Annotated in this window: 16 protein-coding genes; 7 read left to right on the forward strand and 9 right to left on the reverse strand. The window is 40.2% G+C overall.

Features of this window, described 5'->3' with window-relative positions:
* Window positions 1-2: 2 nt before the first annotated feature.
* The 3 genes from I8T81_RS17855 to def all read right to left on the reverse strand — a co-directional run bounded on the left by I8T81_RS17855 (window position 3) and on the right by def (window position 3,185).
* A complete protein-coding gene (locus tag I8T81_RS17855; RefSeq protein WP_198071766.1) occupies window positions 3-2,117 on the reverse strand; it encodes a TonB-dependent copper receptor in 2,115 nt (704 codons plus the stop codon).
* Window positions 2,118-2,190: 73 nt separating this feature from the next.
* Window positions 2,191-2,619, reverse strand: coding sequence for a DUF2946 family protein (locus I8T81_RS17860; protein ID WP_191107143.1), 429 nt, complete (start codon window positions 2,617-2,619; stop codon window positions 2,191-2,193).
* Window positions 2,620-2,654: 35 nt separating this feature from the next.
* Window positions 2,655-3,185, reverse strand: coding sequence for a peptide deformylase (gene def / locus I8T81_RS17865; RefSeq protein WP_004705924.1), 531 nt, complete (start codon window positions 3,183-3,185; stop codon window positions 2,655-2,657).
* Between the two features lie 122 nt (window positions 3,186-3,307).
* Between def and I8T81_RS17870 the strand changes: the two genes are divergently transcribed.
* From I8T81_RS17870 to I8T81_RS17880, 3 genes are read left to right on the forward strand one after another with little or no spacing between them, the layout of a single operon-like run.
* Window positions 3,308-4,462 carry a LysM peptidoglycan-binding domain-containing protein gene (locus I8T81_RS17870; protein WP_077166210.1) on the forward strand — a complete coding sequence of 385 codons (1,155 nt, stop codon included), beginning with the start codon at window positions 3,308-3,310 and terminating at the stop codon, window positions 4,460-4,462.
* Between the two features lie 20 nt (window positions 4,463-4,482).
* Window positions 4,483-5,613, forward strand: coding sequence for a DNA-processing protein DprA (gene dprA / locus I8T81_RS17875; RefSeq protein ID WP_077164353.1), 1,131 nt, complete (start codon window positions 4,483-4,485; stop codon window positions 5,611-5,613).
* 50 nt (window positions 5,614-5,663) lie between these two features.
* Window positions 5,664-6,233 (forward strand): L-threonylcarbamoyladenylate synthase, encoded by a 570-nt coding sequence (locus tag I8T81_RS17880; protein WP_174741068.1) that lies wholly within the window; start codon window positions 5,664-5,666, stop codon window positions 6,231-6,233.
* A gap of 390 nt (window positions 6,234-6,623) precedes the next feature.
* Here the strand turns inward: I8T81_RS17880 and I8T81_RS17885 are convergent, their stop codons facing one another.
* Both I8T81_RS17885 and I8T81_RS17890 read right to left on the reverse strand, forming a co-directional pair.
* Window positions 6,624-7,544 (reverse strand): DMT family transporter, encoded by a 921-nt coding sequence (locus I8T81_RS17885; RefSeq protein WP_191107144.1) that lies wholly within the window; start codon window positions 7,542-7,544, stop codon window positions 6,624-6,626.
* 106 nt (window positions 7,545-7,650) lie between these two features.
* On the reverse strand, window positions 7,651-8,304 hold the full coding sequence (locus I8T81_RS17890) for a TetR/AcrR family transcriptional regulator (RefSeq protein ID WP_077164355.1): 654 nt from the start codon (window positions 8,302-8,304) through the stop codon (window positions 7,651-7,653).
* Between the two features lie 135 nt (window positions 8,305-8,439).
* Here I8T81_RS17890 and I8T81_RS17895 point away from each other — a divergent pair, with 135 nt between their 5' ends.
* From I8T81_RS17895 to I8T81_RS17910, 4 genes are all read left to right on the forward strand, one after another.
* Window positions 8,440-9,654, forward strand: a complete 1,215-nt coding sequence (locus I8T81_RS17895; protein WP_191107145.1) for an MFS transporter — start codon at window positions 8,440-8,442, stop codon at window positions 9,652-9,654.
* Window positions 9,655-9,674: 20 nt separating this feature from the next.
* On the forward strand, window positions 9,675-10,439 hold the full coding sequence (locus I8T81_RS17900) for an AraC family transcriptional regulator (RefSeq protein WP_191107146.1): 765 nt from the start codon (window positions 9,675-9,677) through the stop codon (window positions 10,437-10,439).
* Between the two features lie 121 nt (window positions 10,440-10,560).
* Window positions 10,561-11,106, forward strand: coding sequence for a glutathione peroxidase (locus I8T81_RS17905; RefSeq protein ID WP_004705933.1), 546 nt, complete (start codon window positions 10,561-10,563; stop codon window positions 11,104-11,106).
* Window positions 11,107-11,251: 145 nt separating this feature from the next.
* Complete coding sequence (locus tag I8T81_RS17910) at window positions 11,252-11,851, forward strand: hypothetical protein (RefSeq protein ID WP_004705934.1); 600 nt, start codon at window positions 11,252-11,254, stop codon at window positions 11,849-11,851.
* 61 nt (window positions 11,852-11,912) lie between these two features.
* Here the strand turns inward: I8T81_RS17910 and I8T81_RS17915 are convergent, their stop codons facing one another.
* From I8T81_RS17915 to atpA, 4 genes are all read right to left on the reverse strand, one after another.
* Window positions 11,913-12,332, reverse strand: a complete 420-nt coding sequence (locus tag I8T81_RS17915) for a F0F1 ATP synthase subunit epsilon (protein WP_004705935.1) — start codon at window positions 12,330-12,332, stop codon at window positions 11,913-11,915.
* Window positions 12,333-12,349: 17 nt separating this feature from the next.
* On the reverse strand, window positions 12,350-13,744 hold the full coding sequence (atpD, locus tag I8T81_RS17920) for a F0F1 ATP synthase subunit beta (RefSeq protein WP_004705936.1): 1,395 nt from the start codon (window positions 13,742-13,744) through the stop codon (window positions 12,350-12,352).
* Window positions 13,745-13,774: 30 nt separating this feature from the next.
* Complete coding sequence (atpG, locus tag I8T81_RS17925; RefSeq protein ID WP_002114131.1) at window positions 13,775-14,644, reverse strand: F0F1 ATP synthase subunit gamma; 870 nt, start codon at window positions 14,642-14,644, stop codon at window positions 13,775-13,777.
* A 77-nt stretch (window positions 14,645-14,721) separates the two neighbouring features.
* Complete coding sequence (gene atpA / locus I8T81_RS17930) at window positions 14,722-16,266, reverse strand: F0F1 ATP synthase subunit alpha (protein WP_004705937.1); 1,545 nt, start codon at window positions 16,264-16,266, stop codon at window positions 14,722-14,724.
* Window positions 16,267-16,309: the final 43 nt, after the last annotated feature.

Genomic DNA, 16,309 nt, shown 5'->3' on the forward strand with positions numbered 1-16,309 from the left:
GATTAAAACTTCATGCTCATACGAACCCAATAATTTCTTCCGATATTATTGAACTGCTCTTCGCTCGCAAATCCAAAGCCTGCACTACCCGCTTTATTTAAGTGTTCTGTGTAGGTCTTATCTAATACGTTATCGATGCCAACAGAGACATCAATATCTTTACGAAGGTTATAACTTCCGTTTAAAGAAAGTGTTGAGAAACCTTTACTTGGTTTTAGATCATATCCCACGATATTACCTTGATGTAGACTCACACGGTTTTGCTCAGCAACCGCTCGCCACAACAGACCCAAGTTATACTTATCAGCTACATAGCGAATATTTAGGCGACCTTCTAAAGGTGAAATTTGAGGTAGCGGCTTGTCATCTGTAGTGTTTTTACCCCATGCATACATCGCACTCAAATCTGCTTGAATATGGTCAGTAAATTGGTATCCAATACCCGCCTCTGCACCAGCAATAGTCGCGTCAACATTTTTGGCACCCGCAGTAATATCATTGCTCATATCATGCCCACCCATTCCCATACTTGGGTGATGGTGGTAACTCATTAAGATGTAGTCATCTACTAAACCTGCATAAGCTGAAGCCCATGTATTTAAAGCTCCACGTTGTTGCTGGAAGCCTAGATCCAACTGCAATGTTTTCTCAGGGTTGACACCGTTAAAGGTATTGGTTGAGCCAGCGTTACCATGTTTAGGGGAGAAAAGCTCCCAATAATCAGGCATACGCTCTACATAACCTAAACCAATATAGCTTTTTAAGTCATGCTCAGGATGTTGATTTTCCCAACGGACGAATGCACTCGGTAACGTCTTTTCAAGCTTTGTATTAAAGCCTTGTGCTTTAGAGTCGGCACGTTCATCTTCAACTGTGACTCGATCTAAACGCACACCTGTAACTAGTTTATTGAGATCGTTCGATTGATAACCAAGTTCACCAAAAGCACCGTATGATTGAAAACGCATATCTTGACGATATGGAATATTCATTGAAGGCATATTTGGCGATAACATGCTACCGCCATGTTTATTAAATTGAGAATCTACACCTGTGATTAGGCTCCACTTATTCCATTCAGAGGTCATGGCCAAGCGCGAGTTTAGTGTACGGCGTGTCACTTCCATTGCCATCGCGTTTGGCATGAGCATGGTCATACCACCATGATTCATTTCAACTAATGGCGGAGTACGTAAGCTAAAGTTATCCATGATATGGTCGTTATAGCTGTAGTTCACCTGCCCTTCAATTTTCTTAATGACATCAGTGATATTTTTCTTTTCAAAACGTAGCCCTAAGCTTTCACGTGCAAACTGAGAACCATCCATAGAACGCCCAGCATAAAGCGATTCACCATCCGATTTCCCACCCGTGAGCTCGATCCACGTGTTTTCATCTGGAGTAAAGCCAAGTGCTACATCAGCATTCCACTTCTTCCATGCTGAAGGTACGGTATTGCCGTCACCATCTTGATAACTATTAGACTCTGAACGGTTGGCATTTAAACGAATATATTTTTTTTCATCGCCAATTGCCGCTTCAACATTATGGTCAATACGTCCATATGAACCTAGCAGGACACTCGCTTGTCCACGATAAGGTTTTTCAGAGGTGAGTTTCTCAGGCTGACGTTCAAACAGGACTGTTGCTGCCGAACCTGTATTGGCATATTGAACAGTTTGCGGACCTTTAATGACAGAAATACGGTCATAACTTTCTGGAGAGATATAAGAAGTTGGAGCATCCATACGGTTTGGACATGCACCTAGGTTTTCCGTTCCATCTGTCAAAATTTTGATGCGTGAACCAAACATGCCTCGGAATGTCACGTCACCATTTGTTCCACCACTTTGTATTGAGTTGAAACCCATAATACTTTGTAGATAGTCTGCCCCATCTGTAGCAGGTACTGGCTGAATTGGTTGTTTCGGGTCGGCATGTACAATCAGACCGTTTGCATCATTGCCTTGCTGTGCTGTAACAACAATAGGTGCTAATGAATGAAGCGATTTTGAGTCGGCATCATTTTTTTCTGAATCGGCAAAAGCGAAACCCGAATGAGAGACAGCAAGCATCGCAACCCATAAAGGCTGTAATAAGAATTTAGAATGTGGCATTTTTTATACGCTCTAAAACATAAATAAAGTGATATTGAAATCAATGAAGACCCCAACAAAAAATTGCTTTTATTTATGCAAATAGAGGCGGTGCACGCCCTTGCGGGAGTAAGAAGAGTCGCTGTAGTGCAAAATAAACATGTCGAAATGCTTGTTGATAGGCGACTAAGCGAACTTGTATACGAACAAGTACCTCTTTTACGCCAAATTCAGGTGGTAAAACGAGATTGGCATAGACGGTACAATATTGGCACTGGTGATTTGCATCATGGTGGTCATGATGTTCAGGTACTTGTGCCTGTTCGATATGGTGTTCGTGATGTGAATGATGCATGGTATGTGACATGGTTTCCGTCTGTGCCTTGGGTTTAAGCAAAGCACGGGTAATAGTTTCACAGACCGGAGCAATTTGATATTGCTTCGGTAATAGCGGCTGTAGAAATACCGCAATCTGTAAAAACACTGCTGCACATGCGAGCAACAGACCACTACGAAAAACCAAAAATCACATCCACACTATAATGTTTGAAAAAACTTTTAACGTTTCACCGCAACTTTTTCACGCTCGCGTTGACGAACAATCTTTTCGACTTTTTCACGTGCGCGCTGACGTTTAAGTGGCGACAAATAATCCACAAACAATTTGCCTTTTAAGTGATCCATTTCATGTTGGATACAAACAGCGAGAAGTCCGTCAGCTTCTATCTCAAATGCTTGACCTTCAAGGTTAATTGCCTCGATTTTCACACGTGACGGGCGATCAACTTTGTCGTATATTTGTGGCACTGATAGACAGCCTTCTTCGTACGGCTGCGTCTCTTCAGTCAGTGGAGTTATTTTGGGGTTAATGAAAACCAAAGGTTCATCTTTAGATTCAGACAAATCTATGACGATAAGCTGAATATGACGATCGACCTGAGAAGCTGCTAAACCAATACCTGGTGCCGCATACATGGTTTCAAGCATATCTGCTGCAAGTTGACGAATTTCATCAGTAACTTCTTCAACAGGCTTAGCAATGGTACGAAGACGGGGATCAGGAAAACTTAAAATAGGTAATAAGGCCATACTGACGTCCTCACTTATGCCATTGATTAAAAAACCAAATGAAGGAAATACTTCATCGAAAAATTGTGTGTTAGCCGCCTATTATAACGCATCTGCACGCATAATTTTTAGGAATTATCATAATGAAAAAGGTTTTTGACGGCATGGTTCAATTTCATGCTTTGGGGATAAAAAAGCATTTACTTGCTTTAGCACTCTGTACAGGGGTTGCATTTGGTACGGTAGCAGAGGTTCATGCTGCCAGTCCGAATCATAATCCGCCTTCTCTTAAAAGCAATGCACCCAATGTGTATGTTGTAAAACGTGGAGATACCTTATGGGATATTTCCGGTCATTTTCTAAATAAACCATGGCGTTGGCCTGAAATCTGGGCAAGCAATCAACATGTGAAAAATCCGCACTGGATTTATCCAGGTGACAGATTACTACTGTGTAGCTTAGATGGACGACCATTGGTAGGTAAAGATGAAGGAGATGGCTGTGTAGGTATTATTCGTCGTTACACAGGCCAAACCACAAACTTGCAACCACAAGTTCGTGTCGAAGCATTAAATAATAGTGTACCGGTTATTCCACTTGAACATATTAAACAGTGGTTAGAGCACAGTACTATTTTACCAGCCGATTCAATTGCCAACACACCTTACATTGTTGGGACAGCAGATCAACGTGTACTTGCAGGAAAAGGCCAAACTATTTATGCAAGAGGAAAAGGTCTAGTTGAAGGTCAGCGCTATGCTGTTTATCGCGAAGGCGAACCTTACTATTTCACAGACAGTAAAGGTAAAAAGCATAGTTTAGGCATAGAGCTGTCACAGGTTGCTTCTGGTGTTGCGATGTCTACTGAAAAAGACATTACCACATTAGAACTTACCGATAGCTATGATGGTGAAGTACGTCGTGGCGACCGTGTTATGCCTGAAGAACAAGCTAATTTACCAACATTATTTTACCCCGTAGATGCTAAACAAGTGACTGATGGCGGCAAAATTATTCGGGTCATGGGATCAATTGGTAGAGCTGCAAAAAATAGTGTAGTGACTTTAGACCGCGGTACAGCACAAGGTGTTCAGGTTGGTCAAGTTTTTGATATAGATCAACAAGGCGAGACCATTCGCGATCCAAAAACAAAAGAACCAATTCAGCTCCCTGGTCAACAAATTGGTAGTTTAATGGTCTTTAGAACTTTTGATCAGCTGAGCTATGCTTATGTTCTAGAAAGCAACTTACCAATTAAAGTCGGTTCAAGCATTCAGCCACCTCGTTTTACTGATTAGTGCTGGATGTACCATTTACAATGCTTACCCAACTTTCTTCACACCATTACCACACACTTAAAGTGTGGTATTTGGTGCAACACTCGTTAGTTAGCTTCAAAAAAATTATTGATTATTTTGGAGACTGTGAAAAAGCCACTCAACCTGATGGTTTAGCAAAGTGGCAATCTCTTGGCTTACATGCTAATCACTTAAAGCGTCTAAACGAGTTTCAAACGGCGCAAGGTCAAACCGAGTTTGAACGACTTATACAACAAGTTCAGCAACATACTGATTTTATTTTAACGCCAGATGATGCTGGCTATCCAACTCAATTACTCCCTTATACAGATCATCCACCTGTTATTTTTGGAAAAGGTCAGGCACAAGCATTATTACAACCGCAAATTGCGATTGTCGGTAGCCGAAAACCTAGCCCACATGGTCGTCAGGTGGCTTATGATTTTGCCTATTATTTAAGTGAAAAAGGTTTTTATGTAAGTAGCGGCTTGGCATATGGCATTGATGAAGCAGCTCATCAAGGTGCATCTGTTCATCAACGTACGATAGCGGTGACAGGTACAGGTTTAGACAGTACCTATCCAGCTCAAAATAAAAAATTGGCAGAACATATTTTGGCTCAAAACGGCGCCATCATTAGTGAGTTTTTACCGGGAACACCACCACTACAGCAGCATTTTCCACGTAGAAACCGAATTGTTAGCGGTCTGAGTTTAGGCGTATTAGTTGTAGAAGCGACTTTAAAAAGTGGCTCCCTCATTACTGCCAATAAAGCAGCTGAGCAAGGCAAAATCGTATTTGCCATTCCCGGTCATATTTACAGTGAATTTCATCAAGGTTGCCATCAACTTATTCGTGAAGGTGCAATTTTAGTCGATCACCCTGAACAAATTATTGAAGACCTCGCCCTACCCACCCAATGGCAGAGCCAACAAAACTCAACAGAGGAGGCAATCGTTTCTTGCACCCCAGAAATTCCAGAGCATTTGATTAATCTTTATCAGTCTTTAGACTGGGTAGGCCAAAATATTGACCAGCTTGTTTTGCATCATTCACAACCTGTTTCTGAACTCACCTCATCATTGATGGAACTAGAACTACTCGGTTTATGTATGCAACAATCAGGATTGTATTTACGTTGTCGTTCTTAATATTAGAGCGCACAATAACGACTCTGTTTGATTGAAAGGAAAGTATTACCATGATTACGACCTCAGTGACCGAAGCAGCCGAATGTTTACAACAAGGTCAAGTTTTGGCATATCCAACTGAGGCAGTCTGGGGACTAGGCTGTGACCCGTTTAATGAGCAAGCTTTTCAAAAAATTCTTGAATTGAAGCAGCGTCCTATCGAAAAAGGTGTCATTTTATTAGCTGGGCACATTAGTCAAGTCGAGCATTTGCTGACTTCTTTATCGCAAACAACTCAACAAGAGATTATTGACTGCTGGTCTAATCATCAACCATCAGAAAGAGCTACGACTTGGTTATTGCCAGCTGATCAACATATACCTTCATGGATTAAGGGCGAACATCCCCTTGTAGCTGTACGAGTAACAACACATCCTTTATGTGTGGCATTGTGCAACGCTTTTCATGGTTTTATTGTGTCGACGAGTGCCAATCCTAGTGGACAAGAACCTGCTCATTCACTACAAGATGCCTGCCAATACTTTGGTTCACAATTAAACTATCTCAATGGCGACTTAGGGCAAAGTCAGCAACCAAGCCGAATCATTAATGCATTAACTGGTGAAGTCATTCGTCCTTAATTGTAGACAAAAAAAAGCTCAGTTATATAGGGATAACTGAGCATAAAAAAGGATGGGTATATACCGCATCCAGAGGGTTTGGATATCTCTGGAACGAAAGAAAAATTGCTTAAAATAGCGTCTTTCGTAGTGGACGCTATTATGTGGTAAGAGACTATAGTAGAGAAATATATAATTTCTCTAAAAAAAGCATGAAAAGTGTAGGGAATTTAGATTTTTTCGCTTATAAGTTAAAATTATATTAATATTTTTACTCGTCTTTTTTAATATTTATATTTCAACTTGTTTTTATAATCTATTTATAAATCATATAGAAAAACTTTAACTAAGAAAAAAATGGCATATTTTCATCAGTTTTTTCTAAAATATGCCATAGTTTTTTTAATGACTTTAGTTTTGCTCTTGGATTAAGTCTGGTTTTTTAACAATGACCTTTTTTTGAGCCATAATGATACCAATTAAGATCACGATGCCACCTAAGGTATGGTAAATGGTCCACTGTTCAGATAACCAAACGCTTGCAATGACTGCCGTAAACACAGGAACCAAGTTCATGAAGATGCTGGTTCTATTTGGGCCAAGTTGTTGTACGGCCAGCATCCAAACTAACGGCGCAATTAAAGAGGCAAATACTCCAGCATAAATTGCACTTGGCGCATTTGCCGCATTCAAGCCATCAAGACCAAACCAGAAAATTAAAGGCAGATGAAATATCACTGAAAACCCAATCTGCACATATAAGCTTGTCATGATTGGAAGTGGAAGCTGCCATTTTTTAAGGAAGACTCCATAAAATGCGTAGAAGAACACGGCAATAATCATTAATGCATCACCAAGATGTCCACCATCACTTAACAGCTTATGAATATCTCCTTGGGACATGACATATAGCAAACCTGCGAAAGATAAAATACTGCCAAAAACTGCAAATCGATTAGGCACATCTTTTAAAATCGCAAGAGAAACAAAAATAGTAAAGATAGGAATGAATGCGTTCACAATCCCCATGTTAGTTGCAGTGGTATAGTGAGCTGCTGTGTAAGCAAGACCTTGATAGAGCACCATTCCAAATGCACTTAGCACAGCAAGCTTAGGCAAATATGGTTTTACTAACTGTCTCTGTCTCCAAACTGACACAATCATAAATGGAGTCAAAATGATAAAAGCAATTAGCCATCGATAAAAACTAATGCTCACCGGAGAGATATAATCCGAGACGTATCGAGTGACTACAATATTTAAAGACCAAATCAATACTGCCAAAATGGGGAAAATAAATGCCCATCTGTGATATTTCATGACCTGACTCATAGTAATACACCCTCTACAAAAGAGATTTTATTTTGGAGAATGTCTTAATAAATTGAAATATCGCATTTCCGACATTGATATTGAACTTAGGACATTACTAATTTTTTTAAAATAATGCCCAAGCTTTCATGGCATGCTCTACCACTTTGTGTAGTTGCTCGGTACTCGCGCCATCTCTCGCTTGAATCGTCAGCCCTTGAATAACTGTGGCATAGAAATCTGTCATTTCTTGAAGAGGTGCATCGGCAGCTAAATCACCCTGTTCGACACCCTGTTCTAGACGTTTTAATAACTTTTCTTTGGTCTTTATTCTCTTATCTAATAAATTTTGCTGTACGTCTTGCGTTGCATCAGAACAATTCATAGCTGCAACTACCAACATACAACCTGCTGGCTTATTAGGTTGAACCAATCTTTTTACATTGTCATAAAGATATAATTCAAAAGCAATTTTTGCTGTTTTGGCTTCTAAAAAAATTGTTTCTATAGGACATGCTTCATGAGCTAAGTAGTAATCAATACTCTTATAAAACAAGCCTGCCTTATCACCAAAAGTACTGTATAAGCTTGGTGCTGTAATTTCTAAAGCCTGCGTTAAGTCACTAATCGACGTTGCTTCATAGCCATGTTCCCAAAAAAGTAACATTGACTTCTCTAATACTTGCTGCTCATCAAAGCATTTAGGGCGTCCACGCTTCTTTTTCAGCGTTTCTTCATTAACAACAAGATCTGTTTCATGCCTATTTGTCATAAAGATCACATCTATTTTTATAACAATCGTTATTAAATTAATTGACGTTCGATTTTTTATCAACTATTTTATTTTCATAATGATCGTTAGTTAATTAAAAATTTGTCTTTCTTCACTTTGAATTTAGCCAAGTCAGGATTTCTTATGGAACAATCTACTACTTCTAAAGCGCGACCCACGACCTCCACTCAAGGGAGCTGGTTTGCCATTTTGGCCGTTGCAATTGCAGCATTTGCATTAGTAACAAGTGAATTTTTACCAGTCGGTGTTTTAAATAGCGTTGCGGCTGATTTGCATATTTCTGTAGGTACAGCTGGTCTTATCATTACTGTGCCCGGCATTATGGCAGCGATTGCAGCTCCGCTATTACCTGTTTCAGTCAAACAACTTGACCGTCGTTATGTGCTTATTTTACTCACTGCAATTATGGTCATTGCCAATACCATTACTGCTTTTGCAGAAAACTTCCATGTTTTATTACTGAGCCGCTTAATTTTAGGTATCTCAATCGGTGGCTTTTGGGCCACAGCTATTGCATTAAGCGGTAAGCTCGCACCTGCACATTTGCCTATTGCTAAAGCCACTGCCGTAGTTATGGCTGGTGTAACCTTTGCGACTGTATTAGGGGTACCAATTGGAACTTGGTTAAGTGAGTTTTATGGCTGGCGTAGTGCATTTGGTATTACCGCTGCGATCGGTCTTGTTGTACTCATACTTCAACTGATTTTCCTACCAAAACTTATACCAGACTCAGCAATTCATATTCGTGATTTACCTGCGTTATTGCGCACACCTAAAGCACGTAGCGGGATGCTAATTGTCCTATTAATTGGTCTTGCTCACTTCTGCGCTTATAGTTATTTGGCGCCTTTCTTTAAGAATATTGCAGGATTTAACGGTACCACCATTAGTTCATTATTATTGCTTTACGGAATTGCTGGTATTTTTGGAAACGCGTTTGCAGGATATAGCGGTAACTTAAATGTCCGTTACACTCTAGCCTTCGTTGGAACATGTTTTGCAATCGTGTTTTTCGGCTTTCCCATCTTTGCTATTCATGAATTTGGTGCCATCGTTCTTACTGCACTATGGGGCTTTGCATTCGGTGCCTTTCCTACCTCTGCCAATATTTGGATGTTTGTACATGCGCCTCATGCTGTAGAAAAAGGTATGCCGCTTTTTGTTGGCATGTTCCAAGTCATGATTGCTACAGGTTCATTATTAGGTGGTTATGTAGTTGATCATTTCAATGAAAATACTTTAATTTATGGTGTATTAAGCTTCGTTGCTTTAGCATTAATTAGTACATTTACCTTTGCCAAAGGCTTAAATAATCCTAAAGTAACTTGTGAAAATTAAATATTACTTAGAGTAAATAGATGAAAAATGAGGGCCAACAATTTTCCTTATTGAACCATATAGAAGTTCATGAGTTTCTATATGAAAAAGAAGATATTGTTCGTCCTCATGCTTCACTTTGGGGAGATTTTAATTTCAGTTTGAATGGTATTTTGGAAATGCAGGTAGAAGAACAAATCTACTTATCTCCTCCAAGCTATGGACTTTGGATTCCACCTCAAACGGTTCATCAATCTACTCATATCGATCATGAAATTCACTATATCTGTATTCGACTACACCCTAGCCTCTGTTCTATTTTAGGTGATGTCTGTAAATGTTTTAGTATTCAGCCTTTCTTTCGAATCCTCGTTTTACAAATTGTGGAACAGCAAAAACAAAATGGAAAACCTGAATATTTAGAACATCTTTTGCAAGTTCTATTTGATCAGTTACAACAAGCCACAGCATATTCTCATTACTTACCTCAAACACGTCATCCAGTTTTACTACCAATTTTGGAAAAGCTTTCAGACCCATTGTTTTTTAATCACTCTTTACAGCAATTACTTCAGAATTTTTCAGTCAGTGATCGTCATTTATTGCGTCTAAGCCAACAAGAGTTACAACTTTCATTATCAGAATGGCGTAATCGAGCCAAAATTGTTTACGCCATTCATCAAATTCGACAAGGCATGCCGATTAAACGTTTAGCATACGATTTAGGTTATCAGCATAGTTCTAGTTTTATTGAATTTTTTAAAAGGTATACAGGCCAGACACCTGTTCAAATCAGAAATAATTAGCTCACAGTCTGCTTTTTCTTCTCTTTTTATTTTTTGAACACGAATATTATTGCACTCCTCAAGAATAGCAGTTAAAACAAATGCGTTACTTGATATCAATTACAATCTTTAGGAAAGACTCATGACTCAATCTGTATATCACATTCCAGTAAAAGCCATTTCAGGCGAAGCGGTTGACCTTGACCAATATAAAGGTAAGGTTTTATTAATCGTAAACACAGCATCTAAATGTGGTTTAACTCCACAATACGAAGGCTTAGAGAAGCTTTATCAAGCAAAGAAAGATCAAGGTCTTGAAATCTTAGGTTTTCCTGCAAACAACTTTAAAGAACAAGAACCTGGTTCAGATGAAGAAATTCAACAATTCTGTTCATTAAACTACGATGTTCATTTCCCACTTTTTTCTAAAATTTCTGTAGCAGGTGAAGATAAACACCCGCTTTATCAAGCACTCACAACAGCTCAACCAGAACGCGTTGGTGAAGGTCCTTTCCGCGAGCGTTTAGAAGGCCTAGGTATTCCAACTAACCCAGCACCAGAAGTTTTATGGAACTTTGAAAAATTCTTAGTGAATAAAAATGGTGAAGTTGTTGCTCGTTTTGCACCAAACTTAACAGCAGACGACGAACAAATTGTAAAAGCAGTTGAAGCAGAACTCGCTAAATAATTTTTATAGCGATTTAATAAAAAAGAGTGCTGTAGCACTCTTTTTTATTGTCTGGTCAAAATGTTGTTCATTTGCAACAATACCTTATTTCTACATATTTTATGCATATAGTACGCACTTGCTTTAGTTGGTATTGTTTGTAGTTATGAAAAAAGTTTTACAAGGTGCATTTCTTCCTTTTGTGATTTTTGCTTCAGGTATGCTATTACTTGGATGTGATCAGGCACAAGATCGTGCAAAAGATCAAGACTCTGCTCAAGCTACTGAACAAACACTAGATCAAACTGATAATTCTCAAGAAGAAACTCTGCCTAAAAATAATAAAAATGAATTAAAAAATGGGAATGTTTTTTATATTGTTCGAGATGCTGCGAACTTACAGCTCAAAGCCGGTGACTATATTGAAAAGCTTAAGGACACTCAACTTGATGTTGAGCAAGCCATTCAAGATAAAGATCAGCAAGAGCTAAAAACAACTGTAACGACACTAAAACAGCAGTTAAAAGGCTTAAATCAAGCACTACTTAGTTTAGATATTAAAAGTCAGGAAGTTGAAAATATTCGTCAAAACTTATTACAAGCAAATCAACAAGTTTTAAGCATGCCTTTATTAAATGGAAAATTAGAACAAATCGATTTCGACCAAATTGAGAAACAGCTCAATACAATCCAAATGGATATGGTCAAACTTGCTGCACTAATTGTGGCAGGAGATGACAAATCAGATTCAAAAACTGATTCTTAATTTTCTTTTTAGCAATAAAAAAAGCCACCGTAAGGTGGCTTTTTCAATCTCAAACCGCGTCTTATTGAGCGCGGTTTTTGATTTTACGGATTGTTTCAAGCTGACCTGCAATCTCTGAAAGAGATGCTAAAGCAGCAGCTGAGTCCAAATCACTCTTTTGGTTTGCAAGCAATTGTTCAGCATTTTTACGTGCTTCTAAAATTGCTGCTTCATCCAAATTGTCAGCACGGATAGCAGTATCTGCAAGAACCGTTACAACATGAGGTTGAACTTCTAAAACACCGCCAGATACATAGACGATTTCTTCTGTACCATTTTCCAACTGAACACGAATCGGGCCCGGTTGAAGCAAAGTAACAAGTGGAGCGTGTCCTGGCAAAATACCAAGCTCACCACCTGCACCTTTCGCGATTAACATCGATACTGCGCCAGAGTAAATAGACTCTTTAACACTTACGATATCACATTGCATAGTCGCCATGAGATGATCTCCTTAAATTAGAGTTTCTCAGCTTTAGCAATCACTTCGTCAATACCACCAACCATATAGAACGCTTGTTCTGGGATGTGATCGTATTCACCAGCTAATAGACCTTTAAAGCCACGAATCGTTTCTTTAAGTGGTACTAATTTACCAGGAGCACCAGTAAATACTTCAGCTACGTGGAATGGTTGAGAGAAGAAACGTTGGATTTTACGCGCACGGTAAACAACCAATTTATCTTCTTCTGCCAATTCATCCATACCCAAGATTGCGATGATGTCTTTAAGCTCTTTATAGCGTTGCAATACGTTTTGTACTGCGCGCGCAATTTCATAGTGCTCTTGACCAACAACTAATGGGTCTAACTGACGTGAAGTTGAGTCAAGTGGATCGATCGCTGGGTAAATACCAGAAGATGCGATGTCACGGCTCAATACTACTGTTGCATCTAAGTGAGCAAATGTAGTTGCAGGCGATGGGTCTGTTAAGTCATCGGCAGGTACATATACTGCTTGGATCGATGTGATCGAACCAGATTTAGTAGATGTAATACGCTCTTGAAGAACACCCATTTCTTCTGCAAGTGTAGGTTGGTAACCTACCGCAGATGGCATACGACCTAACAATGCTGATACTTCAGTACCCGCAAGTGTATAACGGTAGATGTTGTCGACGAATAATAATACGTCACGACCTTTACCATTTTCGTCTTTTTGATCACGGAAGTATTCAGCCATAGTCAAACCAGTTAACGCTACGCGTAAACGGTTACCTGGTGGCTCGTTCATCTGACCGTAGACCATTGCTACTTTGTCAAGAACGTTAGAATCTTTCATTTCGTGATAGAAGTCGTTACCTTCACGAGTACGCTCACCAACACCAGCAAACACAGATAAACCTGAGTGTGCTTTTGCGATGTTGTTGATCAATTCCATCATGTTAACGGTTTTACCAACACCGGCACCACCGAATAAACCAACTTTACCACCTTTTGCAAACGGGCAAAGTAAGTCAATTACTTTAATACCAGTTTCTAAAAGGTCAGTAGAAGCTGCTTGTTCAGCATAAGAAGGCGCTTGACGGTGAATCGGCAAACGTTCTTCAGTCGCAACAGGACCTGCTTCATCGATAGGACGACCCAAAACGTCCATGATACGGCCAAGCGTAGCTGGACCCACTGGAACAGAGATCGGTGCGTTTGTGCTAGTTACATTAAGGCCACGTTTAAGACCTTCTGTAGAACCCATTGCGATGGTACGAACAACACCATCACCAAGTTGTTGCTGAACTTCTAAAGTAGTTTCAGTACCGTCAACTTGGAGAGCGTCATAGATCTTAGGAACGCTTGTGCGCTCAAACTCGACGTCGATAACCGCGCCGATGATCTGAATGATACGACCGCTACTCATTGCTGTCTCCTCAATTCAAACTTAATAATGTTAAACGGCAGCGGCACCGCCAACGATCTCGGAAATTTCCTGAGTAATCGCGGCTTGACGCAGCTTGTTGTAAATGAGTTGTAGGTCTTTAATCAATTGTCCTGCGTTGTCTGTCGCTGCTTTCATCGCGACCATACGAGCTGACTGCTCACATGCAACGTTCTCAATCACACCTTGATAAACCATAGACTCGATATAGCGAACCAACAAACCATTTAACAATTCTTCTGCTTCTGGTTCGTAGATATAGTCCCAACCATAAGTACGGTTGAGATCATCGCCTTCTTCTGCTGGTGCTAAAGGAACAAGTTGTTCTACTTTAGGCTGCTGAGTCATTGCATTAACGAAGCCATTTGATACGAGGTAGATACGATCTAATTCGCCTTTATCAAATGCATCAAGCATAACTTGCACTGAGCCAGTTAACTGTTCCAAACTCGGCGCATCGCCAAGTTGGGTAGTTGCACCAAGCACTTTACCGCCGTAATTCTTAAAAAACGAAACCGCTTTTTGACCAATTAAAGCAAATTCAACTTCAATTGACTGCTGTTGTTGTGCTTTGACATGCTGCACAACTTTCTTGAACAAGTTAATGTTCAAGCCACCTGCCAAACCACGATCTGAAGACACTACGATATAGCCAACACGCTTAACTGGGCGGTCAACCATATAACGGTGTTTGTATTCAGGGTTTGCTTGTACCAAGTGAGCAATTACACGGCGCATATTATCGGCATACGGACGGCCCTGAGCCATGCGCTCTTGCGCACGACGCATTTTAGAAGCAGCTACCATTTGCATCGCGCGAGTAATCTTTTGCGTGCTCTTGATACTAGCTACTTTGGCGCGAATTTCTTTTAAATTTGCCATACGCTTAACCTAGTATTCGAAAGCCCTTTCGAGCTTCCGAAGGTTGATCCGTGAACCAAACTTAACTAAAACTGAACTTAGTAAGTTTGAGTCGCTTTAAAGCTTTCAATACCTGCTTTGATTGCTGCTTCGATGTCTTTGTTGTAATCACCAGTTTCATCGATTTGTTTCATCAACGGAGCATATTCAGAACGGAAGTAAGCAATTAACGCAGCATCAAAGTCTACGATTTTCTTAACTTCTACATCAGCCATATAGCCTTCGTTAGATGCATAAACAGAAACAGCTTGGTCAGCAATTGAGTAAGGAGCATATTGTTTTTGCTTCATTAACTCAGTTACACGTTGACCATGTTCAAGTTGCTTACGAGTTGCTTCATCAAGGTCAGAAGCGAACTGAGCAAACGCAGCCAATTCACGGTATTGTGCTAAAGCGGTACGGATACCACCAGACAATTTTTTGATGATCTTAGTTTGAGCAGAACCACCAACACGAGATACAGAGATACCCGCGTTCACAGCAGGACGGATACCTGCGTTGAATAATGATGTTTCTAAGAAGATCTGACCGTCAGTAATCGAAATTACGTTCGTTGGTACGAATGCAGATACGTCACCCGCTTGAGTTTCAATAATTGGCAATGCAGTTAAAGAACCAGTTTGACCAGTTACTGCGCCATTAGTGAATTTCTCAACGTAGTCAGCAGATACACGTGAAGCACGTTCAAGAAGACGTGAGTGAAGATAGAATACGTCACCCGGATACGCTTCACGACCTGGTGGACGACGTAAAAGCAATGAAATTTGACGGTAAGCAACAGCTTGCTTAGACAAATCATCATAAATGATAAGAGCGTCTTCACCGCGGTCACGGAAGTATTCACCCATTGTACAGCCAGAGTACGGAGCTAAATACTGCATTGCAGCAGGATCAGCAGCCGCAGCAGCGACAACAGTTGTATACGCCATAGCGCCAGTTTCTTCTAGCTTACGTACAACGTTTGCAATTGTTGATTGTTTTTGACCAATCGCAACGTATACACATTTAATGCCAGAGTTTTTCTGAGCGATGATCGCATCGATCGCCATTGCTGTTTTACCAGTTTGACGGTCACCAATAATCAACTCACGCTGACCACGACCCACAGGAATCATGGTATCAACTGATTTATAACCAGTTTGAACAGGCTCGTCTACAGATTGACGCCAAATTACGCCTGGTGCTACTTTTTCAACAGCATCAGTTAATTTTGCATCAATTGGGCCTTTACCATCAATTGGGTTACCCAAAGCATCTACTACACGGCCAAGAAGTTCAGGACCAACTGGAACTTCTAAAACACGACCTGTACAACGAGCTTTTTGACCTTCTTGAAGGCTTAGGTAGTTACCTAAAACAACGGCACCCACTGAATCCTGTTCTAGGTTCAGTGCCATACCAAATAAGCCGCCGTCGAATTCGATCATTTCACCGTACATTGCATCAGCAAGACCGTGAATACGCACGATACCGTCGGATACCATAACAATGGTACCTTCGTTTTTAGCGGTCGCGCTGGTGTCCAGATCTCCGATACGCTGTTTAATGAGCGCACTGATCTCGGATGGATTCAGTTGTTGCATTGCGCTATTCCTCAATCTTTTATTAGTTCAGTCTTCATCATTT

Origin of the sequence: Acinetobacter seifertii (assembly GCF_016064815.1) — a bacterium.
Taxonomy (GTDB): domain Bacteria; phylum Pseudomonadota; class Gammaproteobacteria; order Pseudomonadales; family Moraxellaceae; genus Acinetobacter; species Acinetobacter seifertii.